This window comes from Pseudomonas sp., assembly GCF_028293835.1.
GTDB lineage: Bacteria > Pseudomonadota > Gammaproteobacteria > Pseudomonadales > Pseudomonadaceae > Aquipseudomonas.
On the sequence record NZ_JAQGNX010000089.1, the window covers coordinates 46530 to 71163 of the forward strand.

The 24634-nt window shown below is 57.5% G+C and carries 22 protein-coding genes; 3 read left to right on the top strand and 19 right to left on the bottom strand.

The features are described 5' to 3' along the window. Nucleotide 1: 1 nt before the first annotated feature. The 6 genes from JWR17_RS11735 to JWR17_RS11760 form a co-directional block, all read right to left on the bottom strand. Nucleotides 2-763 carry a hypothetical protein gene (locus JWR17_RS11735; protein WP_299831510.1) on the bottom strand — a complete coding sequence of 254 codons (762 nt, stop codon included), beginning with the start codon at nt 761-763 and terminating at the stop codon, nt 2-4. A gap of 74 nt (nt 764-837) precedes the next feature. After that, nucleotides 838-1113: a hypothetical protein gene (locus JWR17_RS11740; protein ID WP_299831513.1), complete on the bottom strand. Its 276-nt coding sequence runs from the start codon at nt 1111-1113 to the stop codon at nt 838-840. A gap of 16 nt (nt 1114-1129) precedes the next feature. Next, nucleotides 1130-2506, bottom strand: coding sequence for a DUF1329 domain-containing protein (locus tag JWR17_RS11745; RefSeq protein WP_299831516.1), 1377 nt, complete (start codon nt 2504-2506; stop codon nt 1130-1132). A gap of 54 nt (nt 2507-2560) precedes the next feature. Further along, nucleotides 2561-4216 carry a DUF1302 family protein gene (locus JWR17_RS11750; protein ID WP_299831519.1) on the bottom strand — a complete coding sequence of 552 codons (1656 nt, stop codon included), beginning with the start codon at nt 4214-4216 and terminating at the stop codon, nt 2561-2563. A 54-nt stretch (nt 4217-4270) separates the two neighbouring features. Next, entirely contained in the window at nt 4271-5758 is a 1488-nt protein-coding gene (locus tag JWR17_RS11755; protein WP_299831522.1) for an aldehyde dehydrogenase family protein, read from the bottom strand. After that, the gene (locus JWR17_RS11760; protein ID WP_299831525.1) at nt 5758-7374 is read right to left on the bottom strand and encodes a GMC family oxidoreductase N-terminal domain-containing protein; all 1617 of its coding nucleotides are present in this window, start codon (nt 7372-7374) and stop codon (nt 5758-5760) included. The genes JWR17_RS11755 and JWR17_RS11760 overlap by 1 nt, the downstream gene beginning before the upstream one ends. 391 nt (nt 7375-7765) lie before the next feature. On the opposite strand from JWR17_RS11760, the gene JWR17_RS11765 reads away from it, so the two are divergent. Continuing rightward, nucleotides 7766-8386 carry a TetR/AcrR family transcriptional regulator gene (locus tag JWR17_RS11765; protein WP_299831528.1) on the top strand — a complete coding sequence of 207 codons (621 nt, stop codon included), beginning with the start codon at nt 7766-7768 and terminating at the stop codon, nt 8384-8386. A 67-nt stretch (nt 8387-8453) separates the two neighbouring features. On the opposite strand, the gene JWR17_RS11770 is transcribed toward JWR17_RS11765, so the two are convergent. From JWR17_RS11770 to JWR17_RS11830, 13 genes are all read right to left on the bottom strand, one after another. Further along, nucleotides 8454-10484, bottom strand: coding sequence for a methyl-accepting chemotaxis protein (locus tag JWR17_RS11770; protein ID WP_299831530.1), 2031 nt, complete (start codon nt 10482-10484; stop codon nt 8454-8456). 413 nt (nt 10485-10897) lie between these two features. After that, a complete protein-coding gene (locus JWR17_RS11775) occupies nt 10898-11611 on the bottom strand; it encodes a TetR/AcrR family transcriptional regulator (protein ID WP_299831533.1) in 714 nt (237 codons plus the stop codon). Nucleotides 11612-11705: 94 nt separating this feature from the next. Next, nucleotides 11706-12326: an N-carbamoylsarcosine amidohydrolase gene (locus tag JWR17_RS11780; protein WP_299831535.1), complete on the bottom strand. Its 621-nt coding sequence runs from the start codon at nt 12324-12326 to the stop codon at nt 11706-11708. An 81-nt stretch (nt 12327-12407) separates the two neighbouring features. Further along, a complete protein-coding gene (locus JWR17_RS11785; protein WP_299831538.1) occupies nt 12408-13448 on the bottom strand; it encodes a 2,5-dihydroxypyridine 5,6-dioxygenase in 1041 nt (346 codons plus the stop codon). Nucleotides 13449-13460: 12 nt separating this feature from the next. Then, on the bottom strand, nt 13461-14267 hold the full coding sequence (locus JWR17_RS11790) for an alpha/beta hydrolase (protein WP_299831541.1): 807 nt from the start codon (nt 14265-14267) through the stop codon (nt 13461-13463). Between the two features lie 55 nt (nt 14268-14322). Beyond that, nucleotides 14323-15552, bottom strand: coding sequence for an FAD-dependent monooxygenase (locus JWR17_RS11795; protein ID WP_299831545.1), 1230 nt, complete (start codon nt 15550-15552; stop codon nt 14323-14325). A 76-nt stretch (nt 15553-15628) separates the two neighbouring features. Next, complete coding sequence (locus JWR17_RS11800) at nt 15629-16354, bottom strand: ABC transporter ATP-binding protein (RefSeq protein ID WP_299831548.1); 726 nt, start codon at nt 16352-16354, stop codon at nt 15629-15631. Continuing rightward, complete coding sequence (locus tag JWR17_RS11805; RefSeq protein ID WP_299831551.1) at nt 16351-16599, bottom strand: hypothetical protein; 249 nt, start codon at nt 16597-16599, stop codon at nt 16351-16353. Before JWR17_RS11805 ends, JWR17_RS11800 begins: the two co-directional genes overlap by 4 nt. Nucleotides 16600-16611: 12 nt before the next feature. After that, on the bottom strand, nt 16612-17139 hold the full coding sequence (locus JWR17_RS11810; protein WP_299831554.1) for an ATP-binding cassette domain-containing protein: 528 nt from the start codon (nt 17137-17139) through the stop codon (nt 16612-16614). Then, a complete protein-coding gene (locus JWR17_RS11815) occupies nt 17136-18122 on the bottom strand; it encodes a branched-chain amino acid ABC transporter permease (protein ID WP_299831557.1) in 987 nt (328 codons plus the stop codon). Before JWR17_RS11815 ends, JWR17_RS11810 begins: the two co-directional genes overlap by 4 nt. A gap of 1 nt (nt 18123) precedes the next feature. Beyond that, nucleotides 18124-18999: a branched-chain amino acid ABC transporter permease gene (locus JWR17_RS11820; RefSeq protein WP_299831560.1), complete on the bottom strand. Its 876-nt coding sequence runs from the start codon at nt 18997-18999 to the stop codon at nt 18124-18126. Nucleotides 19000-19001: 2 nt separating this feature from the next. After that, on the bottom strand, nt 19002-20156 hold the full coding sequence (locus JWR17_RS11825) for a penicillin-binding protein activator (protein ID WP_299831563.1): 1155 nt from the start codon (nt 20154-20156) through the stop codon (nt 19002-19004). A gap of 346 nt (nt 20157-20502) precedes the next feature. After that, nucleotides 20503-21423 (bottom strand): LysR family transcriptional regulator, encoded by a 921-nt coding sequence (locus JWR17_RS11830; protein WP_299831566.1) that lies wholly within the window; start codon nt 21421-21423, stop codon nt 20503-20505. A gap of 98 nt (nt 21424-21521) precedes the next feature. Between JWR17_RS11830 and JWR17_RS11835 the strand changes: the two genes are divergently transcribed. Both JWR17_RS11835 and JWR17_RS11840 read left to right on the top strand, forming a co-directional pair. After that, on the top strand, nt 21522-23003 hold the full coding sequence (locus JWR17_RS11835; RefSeq protein ID WP_299831569.1) for an MmgE/PrpD family protein: 1482 nt from the start codon (nt 21522-21524) through the stop codon (nt 23001-23003). Between the two features lie 83 nt (nt 23004-23086). Further along, a complete protein-coding gene (locus tag JWR17_RS11840; protein WP_299831572.1) occupies nt 23087-24544 on the top strand; it encodes an MmgE/PrpD family protein in 1458 nt (485 codons plus the stop codon). The last annotated feature ends 90 nt before the right edge of the window (nt 24545-24634 follow it).

The window sequence follows — 24634 nt, forward strand, 5'->3', positions numbered from 1 at the left end:
GTTATTGACCCATGCGCGATAACGTATCGCGCATGGGTGCGACTGACACGCCGACTAGTCCATCCAGTGGCCGGTTAAGTTCTTCGATCAAAAATATCGCCCCTGAAGTCGAGAGCGCGCACATCATCAGAGCGGCGATAACGGTCCCATTGCGCGTTGCGAACAGACCGAAAGTGCCGAAGATAATCGATAGCCAAATCACCAGTACGACCAATAGGGTAAACGGAATCGAGCCGTTGGCCTGAAGCAGCGTCAGCCACCGGGCGGCGAAGACCGTATCAACGATTTGTAGGGCATGGGCTTTGGCGGCCTGTTGCACATCATTGCCGGGGACCAGTTCCTGCACCTTGCGCTGCAAGCCTTCAGAGCGGTTGATTGCTTCGGCGCTGTTGAGGCGCGCCAGTTGCGTATCGTCGCCTGAGGCTATGATATCCACTGCGCCTGCGTAACTGGCTTTCAGCAGGGCGCGAATTTCCTGGGTTTGCGGCCCGTACCTCGCCAGCACGCGGTCGAGTTGAATGACCATGGCGGCATTCTGTACCAGCTCGGCGTTGGTCGTGTCGAAGGTGCTCTTGGCGGATGAGATCAACAAACCCAATACCAGCGCGGCCATGGTCGCAATCAGGCCGGTGGCCAGCTTCACCACGCTTACGGATTCATCGTTTAAGTGGTGCGCTGGCAAGTGTTCTCGTACGTACAACCCCAGCAAGGCACTGCCGAATACGCAGATGAAAACAATCAGTGCAATCATCAGATGGTTCAAGCTAATACTCCCATTCTATGGCGATTGGGGCTTGAGCTTAGTTGGTCTGTGGTCTTCCGAGATAAGTCTATGCATCAGCCCCGCTTCGGTTGATGCCGGTACATGCCGCACACCGCGCCGTCTTTTGATTTACAGCGTACTGCATAGCCCTGATAAACGACCTTATGCCACATCGTGTATTCGCTGACATCTTCGCTGGATATCAAGACATGGGCGCCGCGTCGTCCGCAGGAAATGCGGTAGTGGGGCGCCGCGTTATCCTGACCGTTGACTTGAACCGGAAACACTTCGGTTCCGTCAGCCAGAACGAAACTGAACCGGTCAGAGCATCGATTCAGTTCCGTGGCCATAGTGGACTCCAATCCGTTATCGTTGGGTTTCTCTGGAAACAATGGCTTCGGCGTTCATTTCCAATTCGGAACGCGGTGTGTCGAAGAACTTATAGCCGCCTTTGAGCCCATCGTTCACCAGCGCCCACATGCCCTTGTTAAAGTCATAGCTGACGTTTTTCACGTTATAAGGCAGGGTCTTGTCATACAGTTGTACCCCACTCAGGAAGATCGAACGGTACAACGAACCACTTGCATCCCAGGCGTCATACAGTCCAGTACCGAAGTTGTCTTCATCGAGGTAATAGGTGCGTTTGCTGTAAACGTGACGCATACCTGGTTTGAGCGTCGCTTCTACTACCCATACCCGATGCAGCTCCCAGCGCTCACACGCAGGGTTAGCGTGGTGCGGTGTAAATTGGTCTTCCTGTTTGCAGTCAAAATAGAGTTTGTAGGCGTTGTACGGGATGTACATCTCTTTACGCCCGACCAATTTATAGTCGAAACGATCCTGAGCGCCGGAGAACATTTGCAGTTCGTCAAACAGGTTGACCCCGCCCTGGTTGGATACCGGCGTGTCGTAACCGAACTCGGGCGCCAGTTTGATGCGGCGTTGGCCGGGGGTGTAGCTCCAGGCCCGACGTGGCTTGGCAATGGGGTCCAGGTAGTCGTCGAGTACGATTAACTGGCCCGCACTGCGCGCCGGGTATTTGTCCAGCGCGTAAACGCGAGCGTACATCTGCGGGTCGCGGTCAGCTTGCTTGACCTGATAGAAAGGCTGCTCTTCGAATGTCCTTTGCTCGGCGGTTTTGGTGATTTGGCCATTGGCATCGATCACCCAACTGTTGGAAGACGAGGTGGTCGAGTAACCATGGCCGACCTTGTAGCGTAGTTGTTGGTTCCACATGACCTCGTTGCCGGTTTTAGGAATCGGAAACGGCAGACCACCCCGGCACACCGGGTCTACTGCCAACCCATCGTTGAGGGTTTTGCAGGTACCAGCGTTACGTACAGTGGCGTCGAGGACTTCTTGCGGGTAAGCGGTAGTGCGGTGGCTCGGGAAAATATCCAAGTAGTATTCAGGGTATTTTTTGAGCAGCGTTTTCTGCCCTTCGCTGAGCTTGTCGGCGTACTTGTCCATGTTTTTTGAATCAATGCGCATCAGCGGTTTTTCATCTTTGTACGGGTCGACCCAGAACCCGCTGTCTGCTATGAAGCCCGGCGGTGCAGTGCGTAGACCGCCCTCGTAGGCCGGTATCGAACCATCGGCGTTGCCGGCGCGAATCGCGCCGAATGGGGTCAAGGTTTTTCCCAGTTCAGCGGCTTCTTGCGCGGTGACTGCGGCGACGCTGGCGGCTGAACAACCGAGCAGCGCGAAGGCCAGGACCAGAGTAGGGGTTGGATGTCGTAACACGGGCGTTTCTCCTGAATTCTTGTTGGAGACCAAGCAGAAAAGTTGTCTGGCTGCTTAGAAAGAGGTCTTGAAGGTGAAGGCCAACCAGCCGCGATCGGTACTGCCTACGCCGCCGTTGCCGCCCACGGTGTTGCCTGCAAGGGTTTTCGACTGAGCGGTGGTGTCGGCGTAACGCAAGCCAAACTCGTAGCGTTGGGCGTAGGTAAGCTTGACCCCGGCTGACCAGGACAAAGCGCCTTCGTTACCGCCGCCCGCAGTGGCAGCGTTACCGTGCAGGCCGTAGTTGGTGGTGATCGGTACGTCCATGTCCCATGACGGGAAAATCGACAGGTAGGTCGGCGTAAAGTTGACGGCCAAACCGTAATAGTCGCGGGTCGAACAACCATCAGACTTATCGCCTGAACCGGCAACACCGGTACGCTCATTGACGCAACCCGGTTGACCGACGCCGTCGTACAATTCTTTGTGTTCAGTCACACGCTCAAGGTGGCTGTAGGCAAATTCGGCGACGACGGTGGCATTCTCAGCCAGGAAGCTGCGGGGCATTAGGTAAACGCCGTTGGCGATAAAGTGCAGGGTGTCGCCGCGCGGACCTTCGTCATCGGTTGGGTCCACGGCGGTGGCGTTCAAAGCACCGTTCATGCGATAGGACAATTCGCTACCCACCGAAACCGACTCGATGACCCGGGAAAAACTTAAGCCCACCAATTTGACGTCACGAGGGTAAACCAAACGATAGTCGGCCTGGGCGAAGCGGATTTCCGGAGCCAGCCACGGTTGGTAATCGTCGAATTGGCGGTAGTAGGCGCCAAAGTTCGATTCGATGGACTCGACGTTAAGCTTGGCCATCACGCCCCAGTTGGCACTGGCTCGCCCGTCCTTGGAGGATGAGTGGTTAAGGTATTGCCCGCCGCCCAACGGCAACCGATCGGTGCCTTCGAAGAACGGGTCTGCGGGACCAAAGTAAGTGCCGCCATACGGCAGCCGGGTGTTTTCCCACTCATAGAAGTACTGCCCAGCGATGGTCAGCGCATCGGTCACCTGCGCTTTGGCAAATATCTGCCCGACTGGCAAGAACACTTCTTTGATCTCGATCCCTGGGCTGGTAACCGCTTTCACACCATCGGTAGGCGCCTGGGAGTAAGAGATCGAGTGAGCTGCGAACAGTAAGCCTTCGCCCCAGTAGTTGGTTTGCCGACCGACCTTTACGTTGACCAAGGCTCCGGCCAGTGAAAAGTTTTTCCAGACAAAGGCGTCCAGGATTTCACCGGAAGGACCGTTGACGTAGCGGTCGACCTGCGAGCTGTAGTGGTTGTTGTTGTAGCTTGTGCCGTACGCAGGGTTGCTCGGACTGACGCTGCCATCGTCGTAGGCCTGGTCATACCAGCCCGCAGCGCTCATACGTGCGCCCCAGTTGTTGAGGTAGGAGAAGTCCAGTTCGGTCAGTAGGTCGAGGCGATTAGTAACGACGTCGCCCTTGTTGAACTTGCCGTCCGACTCGTCGTAGTTGGGGTTGTTGAGGATGCGGCTGTCCTGACCTTCTGTGCGCATTCCCAGGGTGTATCGGACGGTGTTGTCCCAGCGCAACTGATAGTCAGGGTTGGGCAGGTCAATCGAGTCGGCGCAGGCCAGGCCGCTGGCGCCCAGTACCAACAGCGTGATGGCGCCGCGCGTGACGGCATTGCGTCCCTGGAAGGTCATGTCTTTCATCGGTTTACCTTATTTTTATTGTTACTACGTGGTTCGGGAAACGCGCTGGCTGACTTAACGGCCAATCGGGTAAATGATCGACTTTTCCTGGGTGAATTCTTTGAGCCAGTCGGGACCGAATTCACGGCCGATGCCGGAGCGTTTGAAGCCACCGATAGGCGCATAGGGCATCTGCCCGCCACCGCCATTGAGGTACACGCTTCCGGCACGAATGCGCCGGGCCATGTCCAGCCCAGTGGCAGCGTCTGCAGTGAAAATCCCGCCGTTAAGGCCAAAGCGCGAATCGTTGGCGATGGCCAGCGCCTGTTCATCTGTCTCGAAACCAATCGTCACGCCCACCGGACCGAAGATTTCTTCCTGAGCAATTTCCATGTCATTGCGCACGTCATCAAACAGCGTCAGCTCGCTGAAGAAGCCGCGTGGCAGGCCCGCTGGGCGTCCACCGCCGCAGACCAGGCGCGCACCGCTGTCGCGGCCACGGTCGATAAAGCCCTGGACTTTGGCCCGTTGCGATTCGCGGATCAGCGGTCCCATCATCACCGTCGGGTCGGCGGGGTCGCCGACCTTGATTTGGCTGGCGATGGCCTGAGCGATCTGCATGAACGGCGCACGAATCGACTCATGCACCACGAAACGCGTCAGCAAAGCGCAGCCTTGGCCAGCGTTTACGGTCAAGCCGCCGACTGCCGCCATCGCGGCCATCTGCAGGTCGGCATCAGCGCGCACGATTAATGCTGATTTACCGCCAAGCTCCAGGTGCACTCGCTTCAGGGTGGGAGCGGCCTGGCTCATGATGCTGACGCCGACAGCTTCGGACCCGGTGAAAGAAACCATGTCCACGCGCGGGTCACTGCTTAGCAGCGCGCCGATGTGTGGGCCACCGGTGATGACGTTGAGCACCCCGGCGGGAAGCCCGATCTGTTCGGCCAATTGCCCGAACAGCAACGCCGAGTAAGGCGTGAATGGCGAAGGCTTGAGTACCAGCGTGTTGCCGGCGAGGAGGGCGGGGAACACTTTCGCCAGATTCAGCAGGAACGGAAAGTTGTAACCGGTAATGCCTGCCACCACACCGATCGGCTCGCGCTCGATGCTGCCGCCGCCTAGCAATAACGGGCCGCCAGGATTGAAGGGGTTGGGCGCTGCGTGAGTGGATATTTGTCGTGGTTCACCGTTCAACGACTGATCGATTGCGGTCAGCACATGGCCCAGCGGCATATCCACTTGCATCCCATACGTCACCCCTTGGGAGCAGCCGACTTCAGCAATGATCAGCGCGGCAATGGCTTCGCGCTCAGCAACCAGAGCCCCATGCAGGCGGCGAAGATAGCCGGCGCGTTCGCTCATGCTCATCAGCGGCCATGGCCCATGATCGAAGGCATGGCGTGCTGCGGCGATGGCCGCCTCTGCGGTGCTCTGGTCGCCCACCGGCGCATGGCCAATCACGGCTTCGGTGGCCGGATTGAGCACGGCTTCGGTGTCCGCAACGGGCACCCAGTGTCCATCGATGTACAGCTTGTCCAAATGAGTAAAGGGGATGTTCATCAGCGTGTCGCTCCTTCGGTTCTGCCGGTCATGAGTTCAGCGGCGCGCATGGCAACGGCCATGGCCGGGGCGTTGGTGTTGCCAGACGGCAGGGTCGGCATCACCGAGGTGTCGACTACGCGCAAGCCTTCCACACCACGTACCTTCAGGTTCAGATCGACCACCGAGGCCGGGTCGGCACCCATGCGGCAGGTGCCGGAAACGTGAAAGGCGGTTTGGCCGAAACGGCGCACGGCTGCAAGGATTTGCTCGTCGCTTTGCGCGTCGCTGCCGGGAGTGAGTTCTTTGACGATGAACGGTTTGAGCGCGGGTTGCGCAGCCAGTTGCCGGAACCAACGGACCAGCGCAACACCGGCAATGCGATCAACTTCGGAGCTCAGGTAATTGGCATCGATAAGCGGCGCCACAGAGGGGTCTTTGGACTGAATCCGGATTTCACCCTGGCTTTCGGGGTGCAAAAAGTAGCCGCCGAGAGTCAGGCCCGGCTCTTTGTCGATCATCACTTTGTTGCCGTCGCCGAGCATCGAGTACAAGCTCACGCCGATTTGCGCGTCGGGACGCTCCAGGCCCTTGCGGGTTTTGACGAAACCACCGGCCTCGTGGGCGGCGTGGGTCATAGGGCCTTTCTTGCTGATGAAATAACGCAGTACCGAGCGCAACAACCCGAAGCCGGAAAAACAGTGATTGAAGCTGCCTCGGGTAACCCGGTACTGCATGGCGATGTACAGGTGCTCACGCAAGTTGCGTCCGACATTAGGCGAATCGCTGACCACTTTAATGTCCAGCGAACGCAGCAGATCGCCTGGACCGACGCCCGACAGTTGCAGCAATTTCGGGCTCTCGATCGCCCCGGCGCACAGTACGGCTTCACGACCGATACCTACCGTGCTCTGACCCGACGCATCGCGAAGCTGAAGCGCCACGGCTCGACCTGACTTGAACTCGATGCGCTCCACTGTGGTAGCGGTGAGCACGGTAAGGTTGAGGCGCTGGCGCACCGGGTCGAGAAAGGCTTTAGCCGCACTAAAGCGTTGTCCGCCCCACGTGGTCTGCGGTTGATAGCCGAAGCCGCCGTGCTTCACCGAGTCAACGTGATTGGTGTCAGCGACTTTGACCGTTCCGAGCTCAGCGGCGGCGGCAATCACCGCGTCGCATAATTCATCGCCGGAAGGATGCACGCTGACTTTCAGCGGGCCACCCACGCCGCGCCACTGGGCAGCACCTAACTGGTGGTCTTCGAGGGCGACAAACTGCCGGCCAATGTCTTTCCAGCCCCAGCCGCTGCACCCATTGGCTTCCCAGGCGTCGTAATCAGCCGGAGCGCCACGCACATAGACCATGCCGTTGACGGAACTGGAGCCGCCGAGGGTTCTGCCCTTGAGCCAAAGTTCGTCACCGAGACCTTTGCCGCGGGAGGCCTGATAGTCCCAGACATGGGGATTGCCCCGCGCCAGCAGCTTGCCAATGCCACGGGGCATGGCGATCATGGCGCTGCTGTCTTCCGGGCCGCTTTCGATCAGCAGCACCGACACGCTGGAATCATCGGACAGTCGGTTTGCCATTACACAGCCGCAAGAGCCTGCGCCGACAATGATGTAGTCGTAGGATTTGTGCATTTTTATTGTTCAGCTCTGCAGGAAAACGATTCCGAGTGGGTGTTCAGCAACGCTGAGAAAAAGCCGCCGTGGCACATGGGCGGACTGACGAAAGCGAGCGGACAAATGCATGAGGTTGTGCCGTGTTGATCAGGATTCATTGTTATTTTTCCCGTCTCTGTACTGGACAGAGCGGACTCTAAAACCGTCGCTGCACATCCACAACGGACAGATATCGCGATCTGTTCGGTATGGCTGGAAATCGAGTTGTTGAACAGTGCTGAACACCGCTGCTTGCTTGCTCCGTGGGGCTGTGACAGTCTTGGCGAAGATTGTTAAAACATTAATCACAAAACTGTTTAACAACCATCACAAAAAGAAATTCACCAAGCCTCTCACGTAGAGATTCCGGATGAATCAGCACATTCCAACCGTTGCCGACTGGCCCCATGAGTCGGATGTCAGCGGCGACCGACATGCCTTGCGCGCGCAACGCACCCGCGAGCTAATGCTGGTGACCATGTATCACTTGGCCCTGGAGAAGGATTACTGCGACATCACCGTGCAGGATCTTCTCGACCGATCAGGTGTTGCACGGTCGACCTTCTATACCCATTTTCGCGATAAAGAAGACCTTCTGGTCGCCGGCTACGGGGTCATGGGGGCGCCCGCGATAAAACTCACTAACGTAGCGGATCGAGAACAAGTGGTTCTGGACGTCTGCGGCTGGTTGTTCGTAGCGACCGAACAACACGCCGCATTAACGACGTCGTTGATGGGCGGGACGTCGCGGGAAATAGTCCTGGCACACCTTGAAAACATGCTCGTGGTTCAGGTTCGTGAGCATATGAAAAAGCACAACGCCTACGACACCAACGGCCTGCGTGGCGAGATCGCTGTGCGCAGCCTGGTGGGCGGGCTGCTTGCACTGTGGCTATGGTGGGTACGCCACGACTATCCCTGCGCGGCGCTGGGGCTTAGTGAAACCTTCAATGCGTTGATGAGCCAAGGCATCTGGCCCATCAGCGCCTGATGCTCGGTTAAGGCGACCGCTTTATAAACGCGAGGCTAAAGGCGTTGTTGCGCTTGAATCGTCAGGATCAAACACGAAACGCCCCGATTAGATGTTTCAGTTCAGCTATCTGGACAGTCAACTGACCGCTGGCACGTTCAGTCTGATGGGCTCCGGAGGCAGTACGCTCACCCGCCTGATTGATCGCGATGATGTTGCGGTCGATATTCTGAGCGACCGTCATCTGCTGCTCGGCAGCGGTTGCGATTCGCTGGTTCTGGTCGACGATTTGCCCGACGGCATCAAGTATATTCACCAGCGCTTTCTGAACCTGCCCTGATTGGCCCACCGCGCCGTTGGCGGTGTGATGACTCAGTCCCATAGCCGTTACTGCAGCCCCTACGCCGTTTTGCAGAACCTTGATCGTCTGTTGAATCTCGTCGGTGGATTGTCGGGTTCGTTGGGCCAGCGTCCGTACCTCATCAGCAACAACGGCAAATCCCCGGCCCTGCTCGCCAGCCCGAGCGGCTTCGATCGCCGCATTAAGCGCCAGTAAATTGGTTTGCTCGGCGATACTTTTGATTACGTCCAGGACTGTGCTGATCGACGCGCTGTCATTTGCCAGTTGGTTGATTACAGCAACCGAGCGCTCTATTTCCTCGGCCAGTCGCGTGATGCTTTCTTGCTGCGAATCCAGCAGCCCGCGGCCACTGGCGGTTTCCAGATTGACATTCCGTGCGCTGGCGACTGCAGCGACTGCGCTGTGAGCAACTTCTTGAGCCGTTTCAGTCATTTGATTCATTGCGGCAGCGACCTGTTCAATCTGACCCCGCTGGTCAGTAACGGCCACGCTGCTTTGCGCCGACACCGTCTCTACCTGGCCTGCCTGAAGCTGAACCTCGCCCACGGTGCTACCCACTTTTTCGATCAAGTCATGGATCTTCTGCACGGTGGTATTGAACGCCAGGCCAAGGTCGCCCAGCTCATCGCGGCTTTGTGCATGGAAGCTGACGGTCATGTCGCCTGTAGCGACTTTGTCCATCATCTGTCGAAGACTGCCCAACGTGCTGCGGGTCGCGATATAAAATGCCGCATACAAATAAAAGATCGTCACGAACATCAAGGCGAGGGCGGCACTCAATGTCAGCATGCTGTTGCGTTTTTGCGCCAGGCGGTCCCGCAATTCATCGTCGAGCACGTGCAGAGTGGCCTCGTTCAGTCCATAGGTTTGTGCCATCAGCTCGCTAGTCTGGTCATAAAACTGGTGCCATGGCATCTCGAGCGGGTCGGCCATTACCACATTTTTTTCGAACAACATTGCACCTTGTTTAAGGGACGTCCGACTGGTCGAGGCCAGTGCCTGTAACTGCTGGTTGGCGCCTGGGCTGGCAAGCATTGCTTCGTCCAGCCTTAGGCCATAGTCCGCGTCCAGTTTGTCCAAGGCATTGAGCAGGATGTCGAACTTCACGTTGGCGGTGGTATTCAATATATTCTGCGCTAATGAGTAAGTCCCCATTGAGCGACCTTGACCCAGCAATGACGTCACCTGCGGCGTAACGGTGTTGACCAGATCGATAAGCTGACGAACTTCAGGTTCATCATCCTGGCTTAGCCCTGCCTGGCTGGCGATGATCCGGCAAAACAGTTGAGCATCGGCCAGCATTCTTTCGATTAGCAGGCTTTTGTTCTGCAACGACGGGGCAGTCTGCTGAGCTTTGAACTCCTTGACCATTTGGTCGCGTTTGGCATTGAACGTGGCAATCTGGTCGTTATCGAGGCTGACCGCTGTCAGCCGTTGCAATGTGCTCATCACCTGTTGTTCAAGCGTGGCGATGCGAGACTCCAAGTCATCGTTCTTGCCGGAAGGCCCTAGTACCGCGTTGATTTCGGCCAGGTTGCTCAGCGCTTCCAGGTCCCTTCGCAGATTCAAGCTGGTGCCCAGGAGATCAAGGCTCTTCAGCTCGATCTGCGTGGCCATGTACTGGTGGTATGAGTCGCTGACCAGGTACACGTTGGTGCCCAGCATGGGCAGGAAAAAAAGCATGCTCATGAGACCAAACTTCATGGCGAAGCTCAGGCGGTTCATCAGTGCAATTGCCGGATACATCAGGGTCTTCATTGAACTCTGTCCTTTTTATTTTTATTTTTTGAAGCGCCGCAGTCGAAATCGATGAGCCATGCCATATTCAGGCAGACGTTCACATTAGTTATTCTTCATTGAGAATACTAGTCTGCATAAGAAATTGTGTGATTCGTCGGACTGACGGGGACGGTGTGTATGTGGGTAGACAGCAAGGCTGTTGGAGAGTCTTAGAGATAAGAAGGGCTAAGAATAAGCTTCTTGGAAGGAACACGATGGTCATGAGAGCCAAAAACGCAGTCTAACCAACCATAACCATACGTTGCCCCCACCTTCAACACTCCACACGTTGACCGTCCCCCCGACACCCTGGAACTGTAAGGAAGGTAATCACACGATGAGCGTCGAGGCGCGGACAGGTCCGTCAGATAAGCATCAGGACAATGGAATACTCATTTGGAGTTAATTGAGGGCGCCTGCAAACCTGCGGTAACGAACGCGCTCATCTGCTCCAGCACTTCCTGAGAATCCTCAGGATTGCACACCCCACCGGCCAATTCTTCCAGACGATGGGTATCAGAGAAGGCATACATATAAGCACCGACCATCAGGGTGACCCGCCAATAGGCTTCGCATTCGGTAATGTGCGGCAGCACTTCGCGAAAGGCCTCGACATAGGCTTTGGTGGAGGCGTTATAAGCCTCGTTTCGCAGTTTGTAGGAAACTTCTGGTGGCTCGGTATGCAAGCGTGCCTGCAGACGAATGAACGCGCGCCCCGCCTTGGTTTCGCGTAATACCAGGGTCGGACTGAGGAAGGCCAGAACGATGTTCTTCACATCGTATTGGCCGGACTGTTTGAGTTCATGGAGCCGATCAAGTCGTTCGTCGGAGATCTTGCTTCCGCGCCGCAAGAACACTTGTTCGAACAGGCCAAACTTGGAGCCGAAGTAATAATTGATGAGCGCCTGCGTGACCTTGGCCGCTTCCGCCACTTCGCGAAGCGTTGTGCCGGCATAGCCATGGTCCGCGAAGATTATTTCAGCCGCGTCCAGAATCTCGTCCCGGACATTGCTTAACCCTTCAGGCCGCCCCGGCTTGTTTTTGTTGGCTGGCTCGCGCCGCTTGTTCGGTACGCCACGTCGGCCGCTGATATTTACGCTGTCCATGTTGCCTCAATTTATTAGACGCCATACATCCTTACGGTGCAGCGATGAGGCGTCGAATGATATCACCACGGCTCAATGAGTCATTGCCGATGCGTTAACTATCAAGATCTTTCAAGAACGCGTCGAACCTCAATACATCGCCGTTTTTCTGGCTCATGTCGAAGAGATTGGCTTCATGGGGTGCCAAGGCGCGGTCGCCCACGCAGTCTTCCAGGATCACCGGCCGAAACCCGTAAGACATGGCATCCACCACGCTGGCACGCACGCAGCCGCTGGTGGTGCAACCAGCGACCAGCAAGGTTTGTACGCCGTGCTGGGTGAGCCAGGACGAAAGTCCCGTGCCGAAGAATGCCGAGGGTACGGTTTTGCGCACCACCAATTCGCCCTCGGCCGGTTCCAGTTGCGCGACGATGGCGCTGTTGGGGTGCTGCTCCTTGAGCGTGAGCATCCCAGGAATCTTCAGGGCAAAAATATTGCAGTCGCTGTCGTTGTCGGCATAAACGATGCGGCTATGCGCCACCGGCCAGCCGCGCTTGCGTGCTTGTGCCAGCACGGGAATCGTCGCCGCGATGGCAGCGGGAATATTGCCGCCGCCGAAAACCGCTGGATCGGCGAAGCCGTTCACGAAATCAATAATCAACAGCCCTATCTGGCCCTGGACACCCAGTCGGGCACCAAAGCCCTGGCGTTGGTAAATCGCTTCGTCGCGTTGCATGGTTACGTTCCTTGTGGCTGAGTTGGTGAAAACGGAATCTGTAAAAACTGTCCTGGATACGGCCCGTACCCACGGCGATGTCTACGCCGGATTGCCGATTACCTTGCCGTCGCGCACCACTACGTTGTCATCCAGGCTGACCGTGCAATTGCGCAGCGGGATGTCGATATGGCACGCCGTGACCCGATCACCGCCGGCTTCGTTGTTCGGACCCATGGAGAACAGAAAGTTGCCCTCGAAGGCGCGAGCGTCCATGCCGATGGTGGCTTCGCGATCGTAAAGCGAGAGCGTCGACCAGCGGGCCCGTTTTTGCAGACCCCAACCGATGTGGGACAGTGCGTAGGCTTGGGGGTCGTCGAATGCATCCATGTAGTCTTTAAGCAATTCGGCGTCCAGACCGCCTTCGATAGCGCTCACGAACCCGTCTGTCACCGTCAAAGTGACGGGGTCGTTCAAGTAGCATTTCTGCGGCAAGAGGATGTCGCCCTTATCCAGCACGATACGGCCGTTCGCCGCGCCTTCATTGGGCCAGGTAAGGATGAAGCCGCTCGGCCAATGGTCCCAGCGACCGGGCTCGTCGACAAAGCCGTACTCCTTGATAGCGGGGTATTGCCCCAATGGGCAGCGTAGGTCGGTTCCGGCCGCCGAGGTGATGTGCATTTCCCTGGCACCTTCGAGCTGAGCGGCGGCACGGATGACCCGAGCACGGTCAGCCTCGGTGGGCACCATCCGCACCAGCACTTCCGGTGGCTCAACGGCGAGCAGGATCTTTGTCCCGGATTCAAGAATTTCGTGCTGTTCGGGGGAGAACAACAGCGTCATCAAGTCCAGCACCAGATCGCTTTCCTTGAGTGCAGCGATGGCCGCTCGGTTGCCTGTCAGCGGGGTCGTGCCCAGGTACGCCAGACTGTCGCGGCTATGAGATTTTTCGCCATTGACCGGCGGCAAATCGAGGCGGTTGACCCGCGCATCGAGGCTGCTTGCCGCGATGATGGCGGTGCGCAGGGTTTGCGGATGGGTGGTGTCGCTGGTCAGCACGGTAACAATGTCACCGGCCTTGAGCCTGGAAAGGGTCAAGACCTGTTTCCAGGCGTTGATCAGATCAATATCGCTAATAGCCATGTCGTTGTCCTCTTACACGGATAATCCGAGGGAATCGCCGAACGCCCGATAGAACGCTTCCTCGTTGTCCCACGGAATCATGTGCCCCGCGTCCTCAACGCGGACCACCGTCACGTCGGGCATCAGCTGTTGAATTTCGGTGATGTCTTCTGGCAGCAAGACGTTGCCGCGGCTGGCCACCATTAACAGGGTCGGCACGTCGATGTGCGGCAGATCTTGATGAATGTCGTCGTTCTGAAAGCCCTCATAACTGGCGACGATGGCGCGTTCATCGCAGGTCGCGAGCCATTCCGCCCGCAGGCGCAGTTGTTCAAGGGTCCAGGTCGGACAAAAGGTGCGCATGGCGTCAGCGTCCATGCCCTTCAAGGACAAACGGATCGAGTCGACATACCACGGCAAACCGCTCGGGTATTCGCGCCGACCCGGGCCTGAGACTGGCGGATCGATGAGAACCAGACGCTCCAATGCCTGGGGTTTGAACTGCCGGGCCATGCGGATCGCGATGCGGCCGCCCATGGAGTGACCCACCACCGTGTAGCGCTCAAGGCCGATGGCGACGGCGAATGCAGCGACGTCGGCGGCTTGGGCGTCGAGGCTATAGTCCAGCGTCGCCGACGCTTCGGACAGGCCGCGCCCGCGAATGTCGAGGACATACACATCACAAGTCCGACCGAGGCGCTCGGCGACGAAGCCCCAGGTCACTGCCGGGCTGGTGATGCCCGGAATGAGGATCACTGGCAGGCCTTTGCCACCGTAACGCAAGTAGTGCTGGCGTATGCCGTTGGCCTGGACGTTGGCGCCGTAGAGGTAATGGCTCATGTAAATCTCCTTGGTCCTTGAGGCGGGTTGCTCTCCCGCCCGTTCAGATCGCTGATCAGGCCGTCAGCGTTTGCGTGTCGAAACGCTCGCGACAGGTCGTGGCGTCATATTCGTAAATCCACTCGGCACGGATACCCACCGCGTTGGGGTTGTTGGCTTGTTCTTGCTGATAGGCAAGATCGCGTTTGCGCAACTCTTCAGGCGAAGACAAGTGATAGGTACGGCCACGCTCGCGAGCCTGAAGCTGAACCTGGGAGGTGCGAGGGCGACGCTCGGTTTCATAGGCTTCAAGCGCTGCGGGTATGTCGGTTGCAAAATGCGCAAGGGCCTCAGCCAACACGTACCCGTCTTCGATGGCCATCGCGGCGCCCTGGGACAGGAACGGCAGCATCGGATGCGCCGCGTCACCTAGCAAAGTGGCATGCCCGACGGACCAGCGATCCATTGGATCGTGGTCGAATAAGCCCCACTTGTAGGTCTGTGAAGGATCAGTTCGCTTGAACAGCTCGATCAGGTTGCTGTGCCACCCGGTGTAGGCTTGCATGAGTTCTTCTGTCGAGCTGTGTTCGGTCCAGGACTCTTTCACCCAGTCCTCTGTTTCGGCGACGGCGACGATATTCACCGCCTTGCCGCCCTTGACGTAGTAGGTCACGACATGGGCCTTTGGCCCCATCCAGAACGCAGCGTCCGGGCTGACGAAGGGCAGGGGATGTTCCTCGACCGGCACCAGGGCGCGCCAGCACATATGGCCCGTGAATTGCGGTTTGTCCTCGCCCCACAAAGCGCCACGTACAGCGGAATGGATGCCATCGGCACCCACCACTAAATCAGCCTCGAACCGGGTTCCATCGGCGAACATGGCGATGGCCGAGCCAGTACTCTGGGCCACGCCGGTGCAGTGCGCGCCAAAGGTCACTTGGTGCGGCGCGATATTTTCCGACAGGATTGCATGCAGGTCAGCGCGGTGAACGTGGAAGAATTCAGCGCCATACACTTCAAGGCAACTGTCTTTGAGCGGTGTCCGGAAGAGTTCGCTGCCGGTCTCCCAGTTGCGTCCGACCATTGCTTCGGGCAAGAAGCCGATGCGTCGCAGGCCATCTTCGACCTTGAGTGCTTTCAACGTCTTGACGGCGTTGGGCGTCATTTGCACCCCGGCACCGATCTCGCCGAAGGCTTGGGCGCGTTCGAACAGATGAAAGTCGATCCCTTGGAGTTGCAGGGCGCGGGCGAGGGCGACGCCACCTATTCCGCCACCAATGATGGCGACACGAAATGGACGAGTCATGAGGATGCTCCTTATTAAGTACACAGTTAATTAATTATCAATCGGGACCTTGTGGCTCGATGGCTGAACGAACCCTTCAAGCTCCCAGATAGGCGTTCAGCAGCTCCGGGTCATGGAGCAGACTGTCGGCATCGGCGCTGCGACTGATGCGTCCGGTCTCGACCACGTAAGCCCGAGAGGCCACGGACAGTGCGTTGTAAATGTTTTGCTCGACCACCATCACTGTGACCCCGTGGGCATTGATTTCACGCACCACATCAAAGACCTCGTCGGCCATTTTTGGTGACAGGCCAAGACTGGGTTCGTCCAACAGCAGCAGCCGGGGTTCGGACATCAGCGCCCGGGCGATGGCGAGCATTTGTTGCTCACCGCCACTCAAGGTGCCCGCCAGTTGCTTTTGTCGCTCGCGCAGGCGGGGAAAACGGTGAAAGGCCATGCCGATACGCGTCTCGACCTCGGCGCTGCTTCGGCACAGGAAGCCACCGAGCATGAGGTTTTCCTTCACCGTCATTGACGGCCAGACGTGGCGCTCTTCCGGGCAATGGGCGATGCCTTGGGCGACGATACGTTCTGCGCTCCAGCCGGTGATTGGTTTGCCCTCCCACTCAATCGCGCCCGAGAGGGGCTTGAGCAGGCCTGAAATCGCCCGCAGCGTTGTGCTCTTGCCCGCGCCATTGGCACCGATCAGCGCAACGATTTCGCCCTGGGCAATGTGCAGGTCGATACCGTGAAGTGCCGGTGCCTTGTTATAGGCAACCTGCAGATCGCGAATCTCCAGGAGAGCTGTGCTTGTCTGATTCATGCGCGTGCCTTTCCGAGATAGGCCTCTATGACCTGTGGGTTGCCTTGCACTTGCATGGGTGTGCCTTCGGTCAGTTTTTGTCCAAAATTCATCACCACCAGGCGGTCACACAAACCCATCACCAGGCCCATGTTGTGTTCGACGATAACGATTGATTGAACCTGGGTCTGGCGCAGACGTTTGAGGATTTCACCGAACACAAGGGCTTCATTACTGTTCAGGCCGGCGGCCGGTTCGTCCAGCATGAGCAGGGTGGGTTAGGCCGCCAGGGCGACGCTCACTTCCAGCAACCGCAACTCGCCACAGGACAACACATAGGCCGGGGTATTGATGCGTTTGGACAGGCCCATGGTTTCGATGATCAACGCCGCGCTGTCTCGGGCGGCCTGTTCTGCCTGGCGCACATGGGCCCGGGGAAAGAACGTGTCCAGCAGTGATTGCCGGGTACTCAGGTAATGCCCCGCCAGCACATTCTCGAATACCGTCAGCGGTTTCAGAACGTTGGTCTTTTGAAAGCTGCGTACCAGGCCTTTTTGCGCGATGACATACGGTCTTCTACCGGTAATGTCCTCGCCTTTGAACAGTACGCGTCCGGCTGACGGTGCGTAGAACCCGGTTATCAGATTGAAGCAAGTGGTCTTGCCGGCACCGTTGGGGCCGATCAAGCCCAGAATTTCACCCGGTTTGACCTCAAAGTTGACGTTCTGTACCGCCTTAAGTCCGCCGAATGATTTTTCCAGACCGTGCACAGATAACAAGGGCGAGGGGAGGGATTGCACGCTCATGCGACGTCTCCTTGAACCCGTGTGCGGGCCGGCGAGGCGATCGGGTCTTCGCGCTGTTCGCGCCGCAGGGTCAAGAAACCCATTAGCCCTTTAGGCAGGAACAGCACCACGAGCATGACGATTAGCCCGAACACGGTCATCCGCAACTCTTGGGCTTCGCGCAGGTATTCCTCCAGCAAGGTCACCAGCAACGCGCCCACCAGCGGCCCGAGCAATGTGCCTTTGCCGCCGATCAACACCATGATGATCATGGTCACCATGAAGCTGAACCGGAACACGTCGGTGCCGACGAACGAAATGTAGTGAGCGTAAAAACCACCCGCCAACCCAGCCAGAAAAGCCCCGAGCACAAAGGCGCGCATGGCATGTCCGTACGGCAGGATGCCTACCGATTGGGCAACATAACGGTTTTCCCGCACTGTCACGGCAGCGCGTCCCGTACTGGAGTAGACAAAACGATAGGAGAGGTACAGCGTGATGGCAGTAATCAGCAACGCGATATAGAAGTACAGACGTTTGGCAAGCAGCGTTGAAGCGGTGGCCAGCAGTTCCGGTTGTGGGACGCCAGCGATGCCCATGGGTCCGTTGGTCACGCCGATCCAGTTGTTGGCGATGATGCGCAGCACTTCGGCGAAGGCCAGGGTGATGATCACGAAATAGGGGCCTTGCAGGCGCAAGGTGATCGCCCCGATCAGGACGCCGAAGACCGCCGCGACAACGCCGGCCAGCGGAACCGTCAGCCACATCGGAAGACCGAAATGCGTCGACAGAATGGCCGCCGTATAAGCGCCCAGGCCGAGAAACGCGGTATGCCCCAGGGAAAACTCTCCCACGTACCCGACCGTCAGGTTCAGGCTGGAGGCGAGCACGGTGTAAAACAGCACCATGATGCCGATGTGCAGCACGTATTGATCACTCACCAGCAGCGGGAAAAACACCGCGAGCACCGCAAGAATCAGCAAAGTATTGCGTTCGATTTTCATGTCATGCCCTTTCCGAGCGGGCTGATGAGAACAGGCCGTAGGGTTTGAAGATCAAGGTCAGGATCACAATGATGAAGCCGACGATATCCACCATGCCGGTAGAGATGTAGCCGCCCCACATTGCTTCAGCGACACCCAGCAGCAGCCCGCCGACAATGGCCCCGGCAAAACTGCCCATGCCCCCGAGAATCACCACGACGAAAGCCTTCAGGCTGACGACCCCGCCCATGGCCACCTGGGCCGAATAAATGGCGCTCAGCAGCATGCCGGCAGAGGCCGCTAACGTAGAACCCAAGGCAAACGTGGCGGCATACACCCGAGCCGTGTTGATGCCCGCCAGTTTTGCTGCCATTGGGTCCTGAAAGGTGGCGCGCATGGCACGGCCGAGCCTGGTTTTTTTGATCAACAAATGCGCGCCCAGAATCAGCACGGCGCACGCGCCCACCGCGAACACGCGCATCTCAGTCAGCACCACCGGGCCAAGGAAAATCGGCGCATTGGGCACAGGGCCTTCGATCTTCAGTGGCGCGCTACCGGCCATGATCAGTGCCGAATTGGCGAGGAAGATCGAAAGGCCGATGGTCAGCAGGATGGCCGGTTCTTCACCTTGGCCTCGAACCCGCTCCATGAGAAAGCGATCCACGGCCCAGCCGAATGCCGCCATGACCACCGCAACAACCAGCAGGCCGGAAAAAAAATCCAGACCCAGTCGCGTGGTGACAAACCAGCCGAGAACACCGCCGAGCATGTAAAACTCGCCATGGGCGAAATTGACGATGCGCATCAATCCGAAAATGAGGGTCAGACCCAACGCGGACAGCGCATAGAACGTCCCTGTCACCAACCCGTTAGCCAGGAACTGCAGGAAGAGGTTCACCGTCATTCTCCCTTGGCAGACAGTATGGGGGCTTCAACAGAGGTGGTAGCGACGACCTTGGGCTGTTTGTTGATGATCTGCACCAGCGCGGCATTGAAGCCATACGCCTGGCCGTTGTCGGTAAACCGATAGTGGCCGTTAGGTGCTTGATAGTCGGTGGCGTTGAGCGCCACGCGAATCTGTTCAGCATCGGTGGAACCGGCGCGCTGGATGGCCTCCATCAGAATATTGGTGGCGTTGTAGCCGGCTGCCGAATACTTGTCTGGCGCCTGTTTGTAATGGGCTTTGTAGGCAGCCACGAACTGTTCATTGCGCTCGCCGGGCAGGGATTCGACATAAGGGACGGCGGCATAAATGCCCTCAGATGCATCGCCCGCCAGATTGACGAAATCGGCAGTGGCCCACGAGCCAACGCCGAAGACTTTCATGTTGATGCCGAACTCTTTCAACTGTTTGACCAGAATCGAACCGTCCTGGGTTTCCGCCGCTACGAACACGCCATCGGCGCCTGAGTTACGGAGTTTGGCCAGGAGCGTATAAAAGTCGGTCGTACCGTGATCGAAATACTCGGTCATCACGTTTTCAACGCCCCGGCCTGAGAGGTCCTTAGAGAACTCTTCGACGCCGCCACGGCCCCAATCGTCGTTCACGCCGATGTAGGCGACCTTCTTCAGTTTCAGGGTGTCAGCGATGACTTTTGAAAAGGCGTTTGCCAGCAGGGCGTCGGTCTCGGCGGAGCGGAAGAAATACGGATTACCCTTTTCAGTCAGGCCGGCCATGGAGGACACGCCGGTCAGCAGCGGCAGTTTGTACTTTTGGGCCACGGGCATAATTGCCGCCGTGGCTGAGCTGCAGAACGCGCCGGAGAATGCGACAACCTTGTCTTTTTGTATGAGCTTTTCAGCGGCATTGACCGAGTTGGCCGGGCTGCATTGGCCGTCTTCGATCACCAACTGAATTTGCCTCCCCAGCACGCCGCCGGCCTTATTGCGTTCTTCGACAGCCAGCTTGGCACCATTGACATCCGCGGTGCCGTTGTAGGCGACCGACCCGGTCAACGGCTGTATGACACCAATCTTGATCGTGTCTTGTGCAAAAGCCGTGGCTGAACCGAGGACTGCTATTGCTGCCAGTTGTGCACACATCAACCTACGCATCGCATTTCTCCTGAGAGAGTCTATGAGCAACACCTTGCCCAGTATCTGTTTGGCGGCAGTCAACCGTCTGCGGAGGAAGCTTTTCAGCTCTGCTTGCGGGAAATCGTTCGGTTGCGATCTCGCCTGGAAGCATTCATCCAGCGACGCGCCATTAATTAATCAACTAGTAAATTAAATAAAGAGGCGAGGAGGAATTTGTCGGTGACAGGCATGCAGAGGTCGCTTAAGGCAGTAAGCGTCTGGGCGGGATTTGGGGGTGTCGGTTACGGGGTAGGGTGGCCTTCTGGGTCGAAGGGTCTTGATGCCTTGTTGGGTTTTGAGCGTGAACTTGACCCAGGAGCGCAACTCAGGCAGTAAGGGGTGTATGGATCGACCACTGCTTGATCATCCCATACAGCTGTTCGGCAGCATGAGAAAGCACTCGTCCACGACGACGAATCAATCCCAGGGTGCGGGAAACCTGCGGCTGTTCCAGAGCAATGCTGCGCAACGTGGAATGCGGGTTTGGGCGAGGCATTGCCAGTAGCGGCACAGCGGCTATTCCTAAGCCAGCCTCGACCATGTCAACCACTGTTCGGACATGCCTCGCTTCGCAGACGGGGTGCGGCAATGTGGGTAAGTCTGCCAGCGCCATATCCAGAAGAAAGCGGTTGCCACTGGCTTTGGCGACGGCGATGTAATCGAATTCGTGGATCTCGGCCCACGTCACGGACGTTCGTTCGGCCAGCGGATGATCATAACGGCAGGCCAGCACAAACCGCTCCTTGAACATTGGCTCGAATTCAATGTTGATTTCCTGGGCACCGATGTAATTGATCCCGAAGTCCGCTTCACTTCGAGCGACGCTTGATAGGGTATGGCTCGCGCCTTCATCTATGACGCGGACCAGGATTCTTGGGTAGATACGGCGATACTCCTTGAGCACATCAGGGAGGAAATGGATGACAGCGGAGGGCACGCAGGCGACGGTAACTTCGCCAAAAAGATGGCTTGTGCCCTCGTTTATGCCCGACAGTGATGATTCGAAAGCGTTCAGCACTTCTCGCGCCTTGCGAGCGAAATCACGTCCGACGGCGGTCAGGTCGACCCGCCGCGTAGTGCGTTCGATCAAGCGAACACCCATGGTGCTTTCCAGTTTGGCAATGCGACGAGAGAGGGCAGGCTGCGACAAGTGCAGGTCCACTGCAGCCGCGCTGAAACTTCCACGCTCGGCTACCGTTACGAACGAACGCAAGTCGCTCATTTCTATTTTATGTTCGCCGCGCATAAATCCATCCGATTCTTGCAATTAACATACTGATAAAGCTCCTTCATTATCGTTCAGCGCAACCCGCCACCTGACAACTATAAGAAAGGAACACACCCGTGAACTCTTTGAATCGCCGTAATCTTTTGAAGGTTGGAGCCATTGCCTCCATCGCCGCAGCGACGCCTGGCTTGACGTTTGCAGCCGAGACTGCAAAGCCGGCACCGACTGAACCTGTCGCCAAACCGGGCAGTGATGGACAGGGCGTTACCCGAACACTTGCCCGCTATATCGTGCAAGCGCGCTATGAGGACCTTCCCGCCAATGTGCGCAAGGAAGGTACACGAACGCTACTCAATTGGGTGGGCGTAGCGGTGGGAGGATCGCACCATGAGACCCTTGATCGCGCCATCGCAGCCTTGACCCCGTTTTCCGGGCCGCCGCAGTCGAGCCTGTTAGGCCGATCACAGCGCTTCGACGTCATGAATGCTGCGTTCTTGAATGGCGTTGCCAGCCATATTTTCGATTTTGATGACACCCATCTCAAAACCATCATTCATCCCGCCGGGCCGGTAATGTCCGCGATTCTGGCACTTTCGGAATATCACCCGGTAACGGGCAAAGAGTTTCTTAATGCGCTGATCCTTGGGATTGAAACGGAGTGTCGTATCGGCAATTCGGTTTATCCCAATCACTACGATGTCGGTTGGCACATTACTGGCACTGCTGGTGTGTTTGGCGCAGCCGCTGCGGTCGGTAAACTTCTCAATCTGACCGAGCAACAAATGGTCTGGGCGTTGGGCCTGGCTGCATCGCAGCCAGTCGGATTGCGTGAATCCTTCGGCTCCATGAATAAAAGCTTCAACCCTGGGCGGGCCGCAAGCAACGGCTTGTTCGCCGCTTTTTTAGCCGCCAAAGATTTCACCAGTTCAGACTCGATGATTGAAGCAAAGCGCGGCTGGGCGCACACCATTAGCACCAAGCAGGACTTTTCTGAAATCACCGATGGTTTGGGCAGTCGCTATGAATCAACGCTAAACACCTACAAGCCGTTCGCTTGCGGCATCGTCATTCATCCCGCCTTGGACGCGGCTATTCAATTGCGAAATGAGAACTCACTGAGCGCAGACCAGATCAGTCGGGTCGACCTGAAGGTTCATCCACTCGTGATCGAACTGACCGGTAAAAAAACGCCCAAAACAGGCCTTGAGGGTAAGTTCAGCATCTACCACTCGGTTGCAGTCGCCATTATTCAAGGGGCGGCTGGAGAACGCCAGTACAGCGACAGTGCTGTGCTTGATCCGACCGTAATCAGCTTGCGTGACAAGGTAACTGCCACGATTGACCCGGCCATCAGGCCAGAGCAGGTGGACATGACTATCACTCTGAAAGACGGCCGCACGCTTCACAAGTTTATCGAACATGCCATTGGCAGCCTTGAGGTACCGATGACCGATCAACAACTAGAGGCGAAGTTTCTCGATCTGGCTAAAGGCATTTTGTCGGACGACCAGGCACGCAAGCTTATTGCGACCTGCTGGGACGTTGAACAACTCGAGAGCGCAGCTGACATCGCCAAGGCGGCGACCGTTGTCAGCTAACGTCCACTGATCGCATCTACCGTGCGACCCGATAAATAAAAAAAGTCTCAGCGCCATGAGCGCTTGAGGCTTGGGGAGGTTTAATGTCTGATCGCCTAGTATGGTCTCGGCGTAAGTTACTCAAAGGCGGCGCAGTTTTGGCGGCCGGCTTCACGCCCTGCCGCCTGTTATTGGCTGCCGAAGCGGCTACCGACGTGACGGCACAGCTGGCGCATTACATGGTGGCGTCGCGAAGCGCGGCGCTGCCCGCTGACGTGGCGATCGCCTGCAAGAACCATATTCTGGATACATTAGGGGCGATGCTTTCCGGCTCGCGCATGCGGCCCGGTCAGTTAGCTACAGAATACGTGCGGGGGCAGGGCGGCACTCGGCAAGCCAGCGTAGTCGGATCGAACCTGAAGACCAGCACAGTCAATGCGGCGCTCGCTAATGCCATGTGCGCGCACTCCGATGAAACCGATGATTTTGAACCGGTCACTAAAGCTCATCCTGGAAGTTCGGTTGTGCCAGCAGCGTTGGCCATGGGTGAATGGCAACACAGCAGTGGCGAGGCCTTCATGCGGGCTGTGGCGCTGGGTTACGACACCGGTTGCCGGTTGCTGATGGCGCTTGGGCCAGACCGTGTGCGGGGGAGTCACCGTAGCGCGGAAGGGACCGCCGCCACGTTTGGCGCCGTAGGTGCAGCGTCAGCTTTAGCGAAGCTCGACGAGCAGAGCACACGGTTTGCGCTGTCGTACGCGGCGCAGCAGGAGTCGGGCTTGTGGAGCTGGGTGAAAGACCACGATCACATCGAAAAGGCATTCGATTTTGCCGGCATGGGCGCTCGCAACGGCGTTCAGGCTGTCACCATGGTCCAGGCCGGAATGACAGGCGTGGATGATGTGCTGGACGGCACCCATAATTTGTTGATCGCACTGTCAACCCAGCCACAGCCGCAACTCATGCTGGAGGGCCTCGGTATTCGCTATTTTGTCACCGAAACTGCGATCAAGACGTACTCGGTAGGGTACCCGATCCAGGCATCATTGGACGCGCTTTTGACCCTGCGCAAGGAGCACAGCCTTACCCCTGATCAAGTCAAAAGCATTGAGGTGAAAGTGCCTAGTGACGCTATCGGCATCGTGGGGGACAGTGCAATGCCAGATGTTAATTGCGCCCATATGGTTGCAGTGGCGCTGGTGAAGGGCGCGGTCTCGTTTGTCGACAGCCATGACTCCACACTTATGCATCAGCCCCGGATGGTGGAGCAGCGCGCGAAGGTGAACGTGGTGGTCGACAAATCCTTGGACGATCCCGCAGCCCCTCGTGGAGCAATCGTCACTGTGATCCTGAACGACGGGCAGACGTTGACGCATCACACACGCTATCCCTCTGGCACTAAGGAAAATCCTCTGAGCGTTGATGCAGTGAACGCCAAGGTTCGGGATCTGATCGTCCCTGTGATCGGGAAAAGCCGGAGCGAGAAATTGATCAATGCAGTAAATCATTTGGAGAATATGAGAGACATTGCATCGCTGCGGGATTTGCTGATCACCGCTTGAGTAGAGCCATATCGGAGGCCAGGAAAAAAAGGTCATATTCGAGGGCCGGGCAGACTGTTGTCTGCCCGGATGAGCTTCACCCCAGTCAGG

Excerpts from the sequence above, each read along its gene's own strand:
- JWR17_RS11750 (WP_299831519.1), bottom strand. The coding sequence starts at position 4,216 with ATGAAAGACATGACCTTCCAGGGACGCAATGCCGTCACGCGCGGCGCC.
- JWR17_RS11790 (WP_299831541.1), bottom strand. The coding sequence starts at position 14,267 with ATGAGCCATTACCTCTACGGCGCCAACGTCCAGGCCAACGGCATACGC.
- JWR17_RS11840 (WP_299831572.1), top strand. The coding sequence starts at position 23,087 with ATGTCTGATCGCCTAGTATGGTCTCGGCGTAAGTTACTCAAAGGCGGC.
- JWR17_RS11775 (WP_299831533.1), bottom strand. The coding sequence starts at position 11,611 with ATGGACAGCGTAAATATCAGCGGCCGACGTGGCGTACCGAACAAGCGG.
- JWR17_RS11825 (WP_299831563.1), bottom strand. The coding sequence starts at position 20,156 with ATGCGTAGGTTGATGTGTGCACAACTGGCAGCAATAGCAGTCCTCGGT.
- JWR17_RS11740 (WP_299831513.1), bottom strand. The coding sequence starts at position 1,113 with ATGGCCACGGAACTGAATCGATGCTCTGACCGGTTCAGTTTCGTTCTG.
- JWR17_RS11805 (WP_299831551.1), bottom strand. The coding sequence starts at position 16,599 with ATGCTGGACGAACCGGCCGCCGGCCTGAACAGTAATGAAGCCCTTGTG.
- JWR17_RS11755 (WP_299831522.1), bottom strand. The coding sequence starts at position 5,758 with ATGAACATCCCCTTTACTCATTTGGACAAGCTGTACATCGATGGACAC.
- JWR17_RS11795 (WP_299831545.1), bottom strand. The coding sequence starts at position 15,552 with ATGACTCGTCCATTTCGTGTCGCCATCATTGGTGGCGGAATAGGTGGC.
- JWR17_RS11765 (WP_299831528.1), top strand. The coding sequence starts at position 7,766 with ATGAATCAGCACATTCCAACCGTTGCCGACTGGCCCCATGAGTCGGAT.
- JWR17_RS11830 (WP_299831566.1), bottom strand. The coding sequence starts at position 21,423 with ATGCGCGGCGAACATAAAATAGAAATGAGCGACTTGCGTTCGTTCGTA.
- JWR17_RS11760 (WP_299831525.1), bottom strand. The coding sequence starts at position 7,374 with ATGCACAAATCCTACGACTACATCATTGTCGGCGCAGGCTCTTGCGGC.
- JWR17_RS11780 (WP_299831535.1), bottom strand. The coding sequence starts at position 12,326 with ATGCAACGCGACGAAGCGATTTACCAACGCCAGGGCTTTGGTGCCCGA.
- JWR17_RS11800 (WP_299831548.1), bottom strand. The coding sequence starts at position 16,354 with ATGAATCAGACAAGCACAGCTCTCCTGGAGATTCGCGATCTGCAGGTT.
- JWR17_RS11810 (WP_299831554.1), bottom strand. The coding sequence starts at position 17,139 with ATGAGCGTGCAATCCCTCCCCTCGCCCTTGTTATCTGTGCACGGTCTG.
- JWR17_RS11770 (WP_299831530.1), bottom strand. The coding sequence starts at position 10,484 with ATGAAGACCCTGATGTATCCGGCAATTGCACTGATGAACCGCCTGAGC.
- JWR17_RS11785 (WP_299831538.1), bottom strand. The coding sequence starts at position 13,448 with ATGGCTATTAGCGATATTGATCTGATCAACGCCTGGAAACAGGTCTTG.
- JWR17_RS11815 (WP_299831557.1), bottom strand. The coding sequence starts at position 18,122 with ATGAAAATCGAACGCAATACTTTGCTGATTCTTGCGGTGCTCGCGGTG.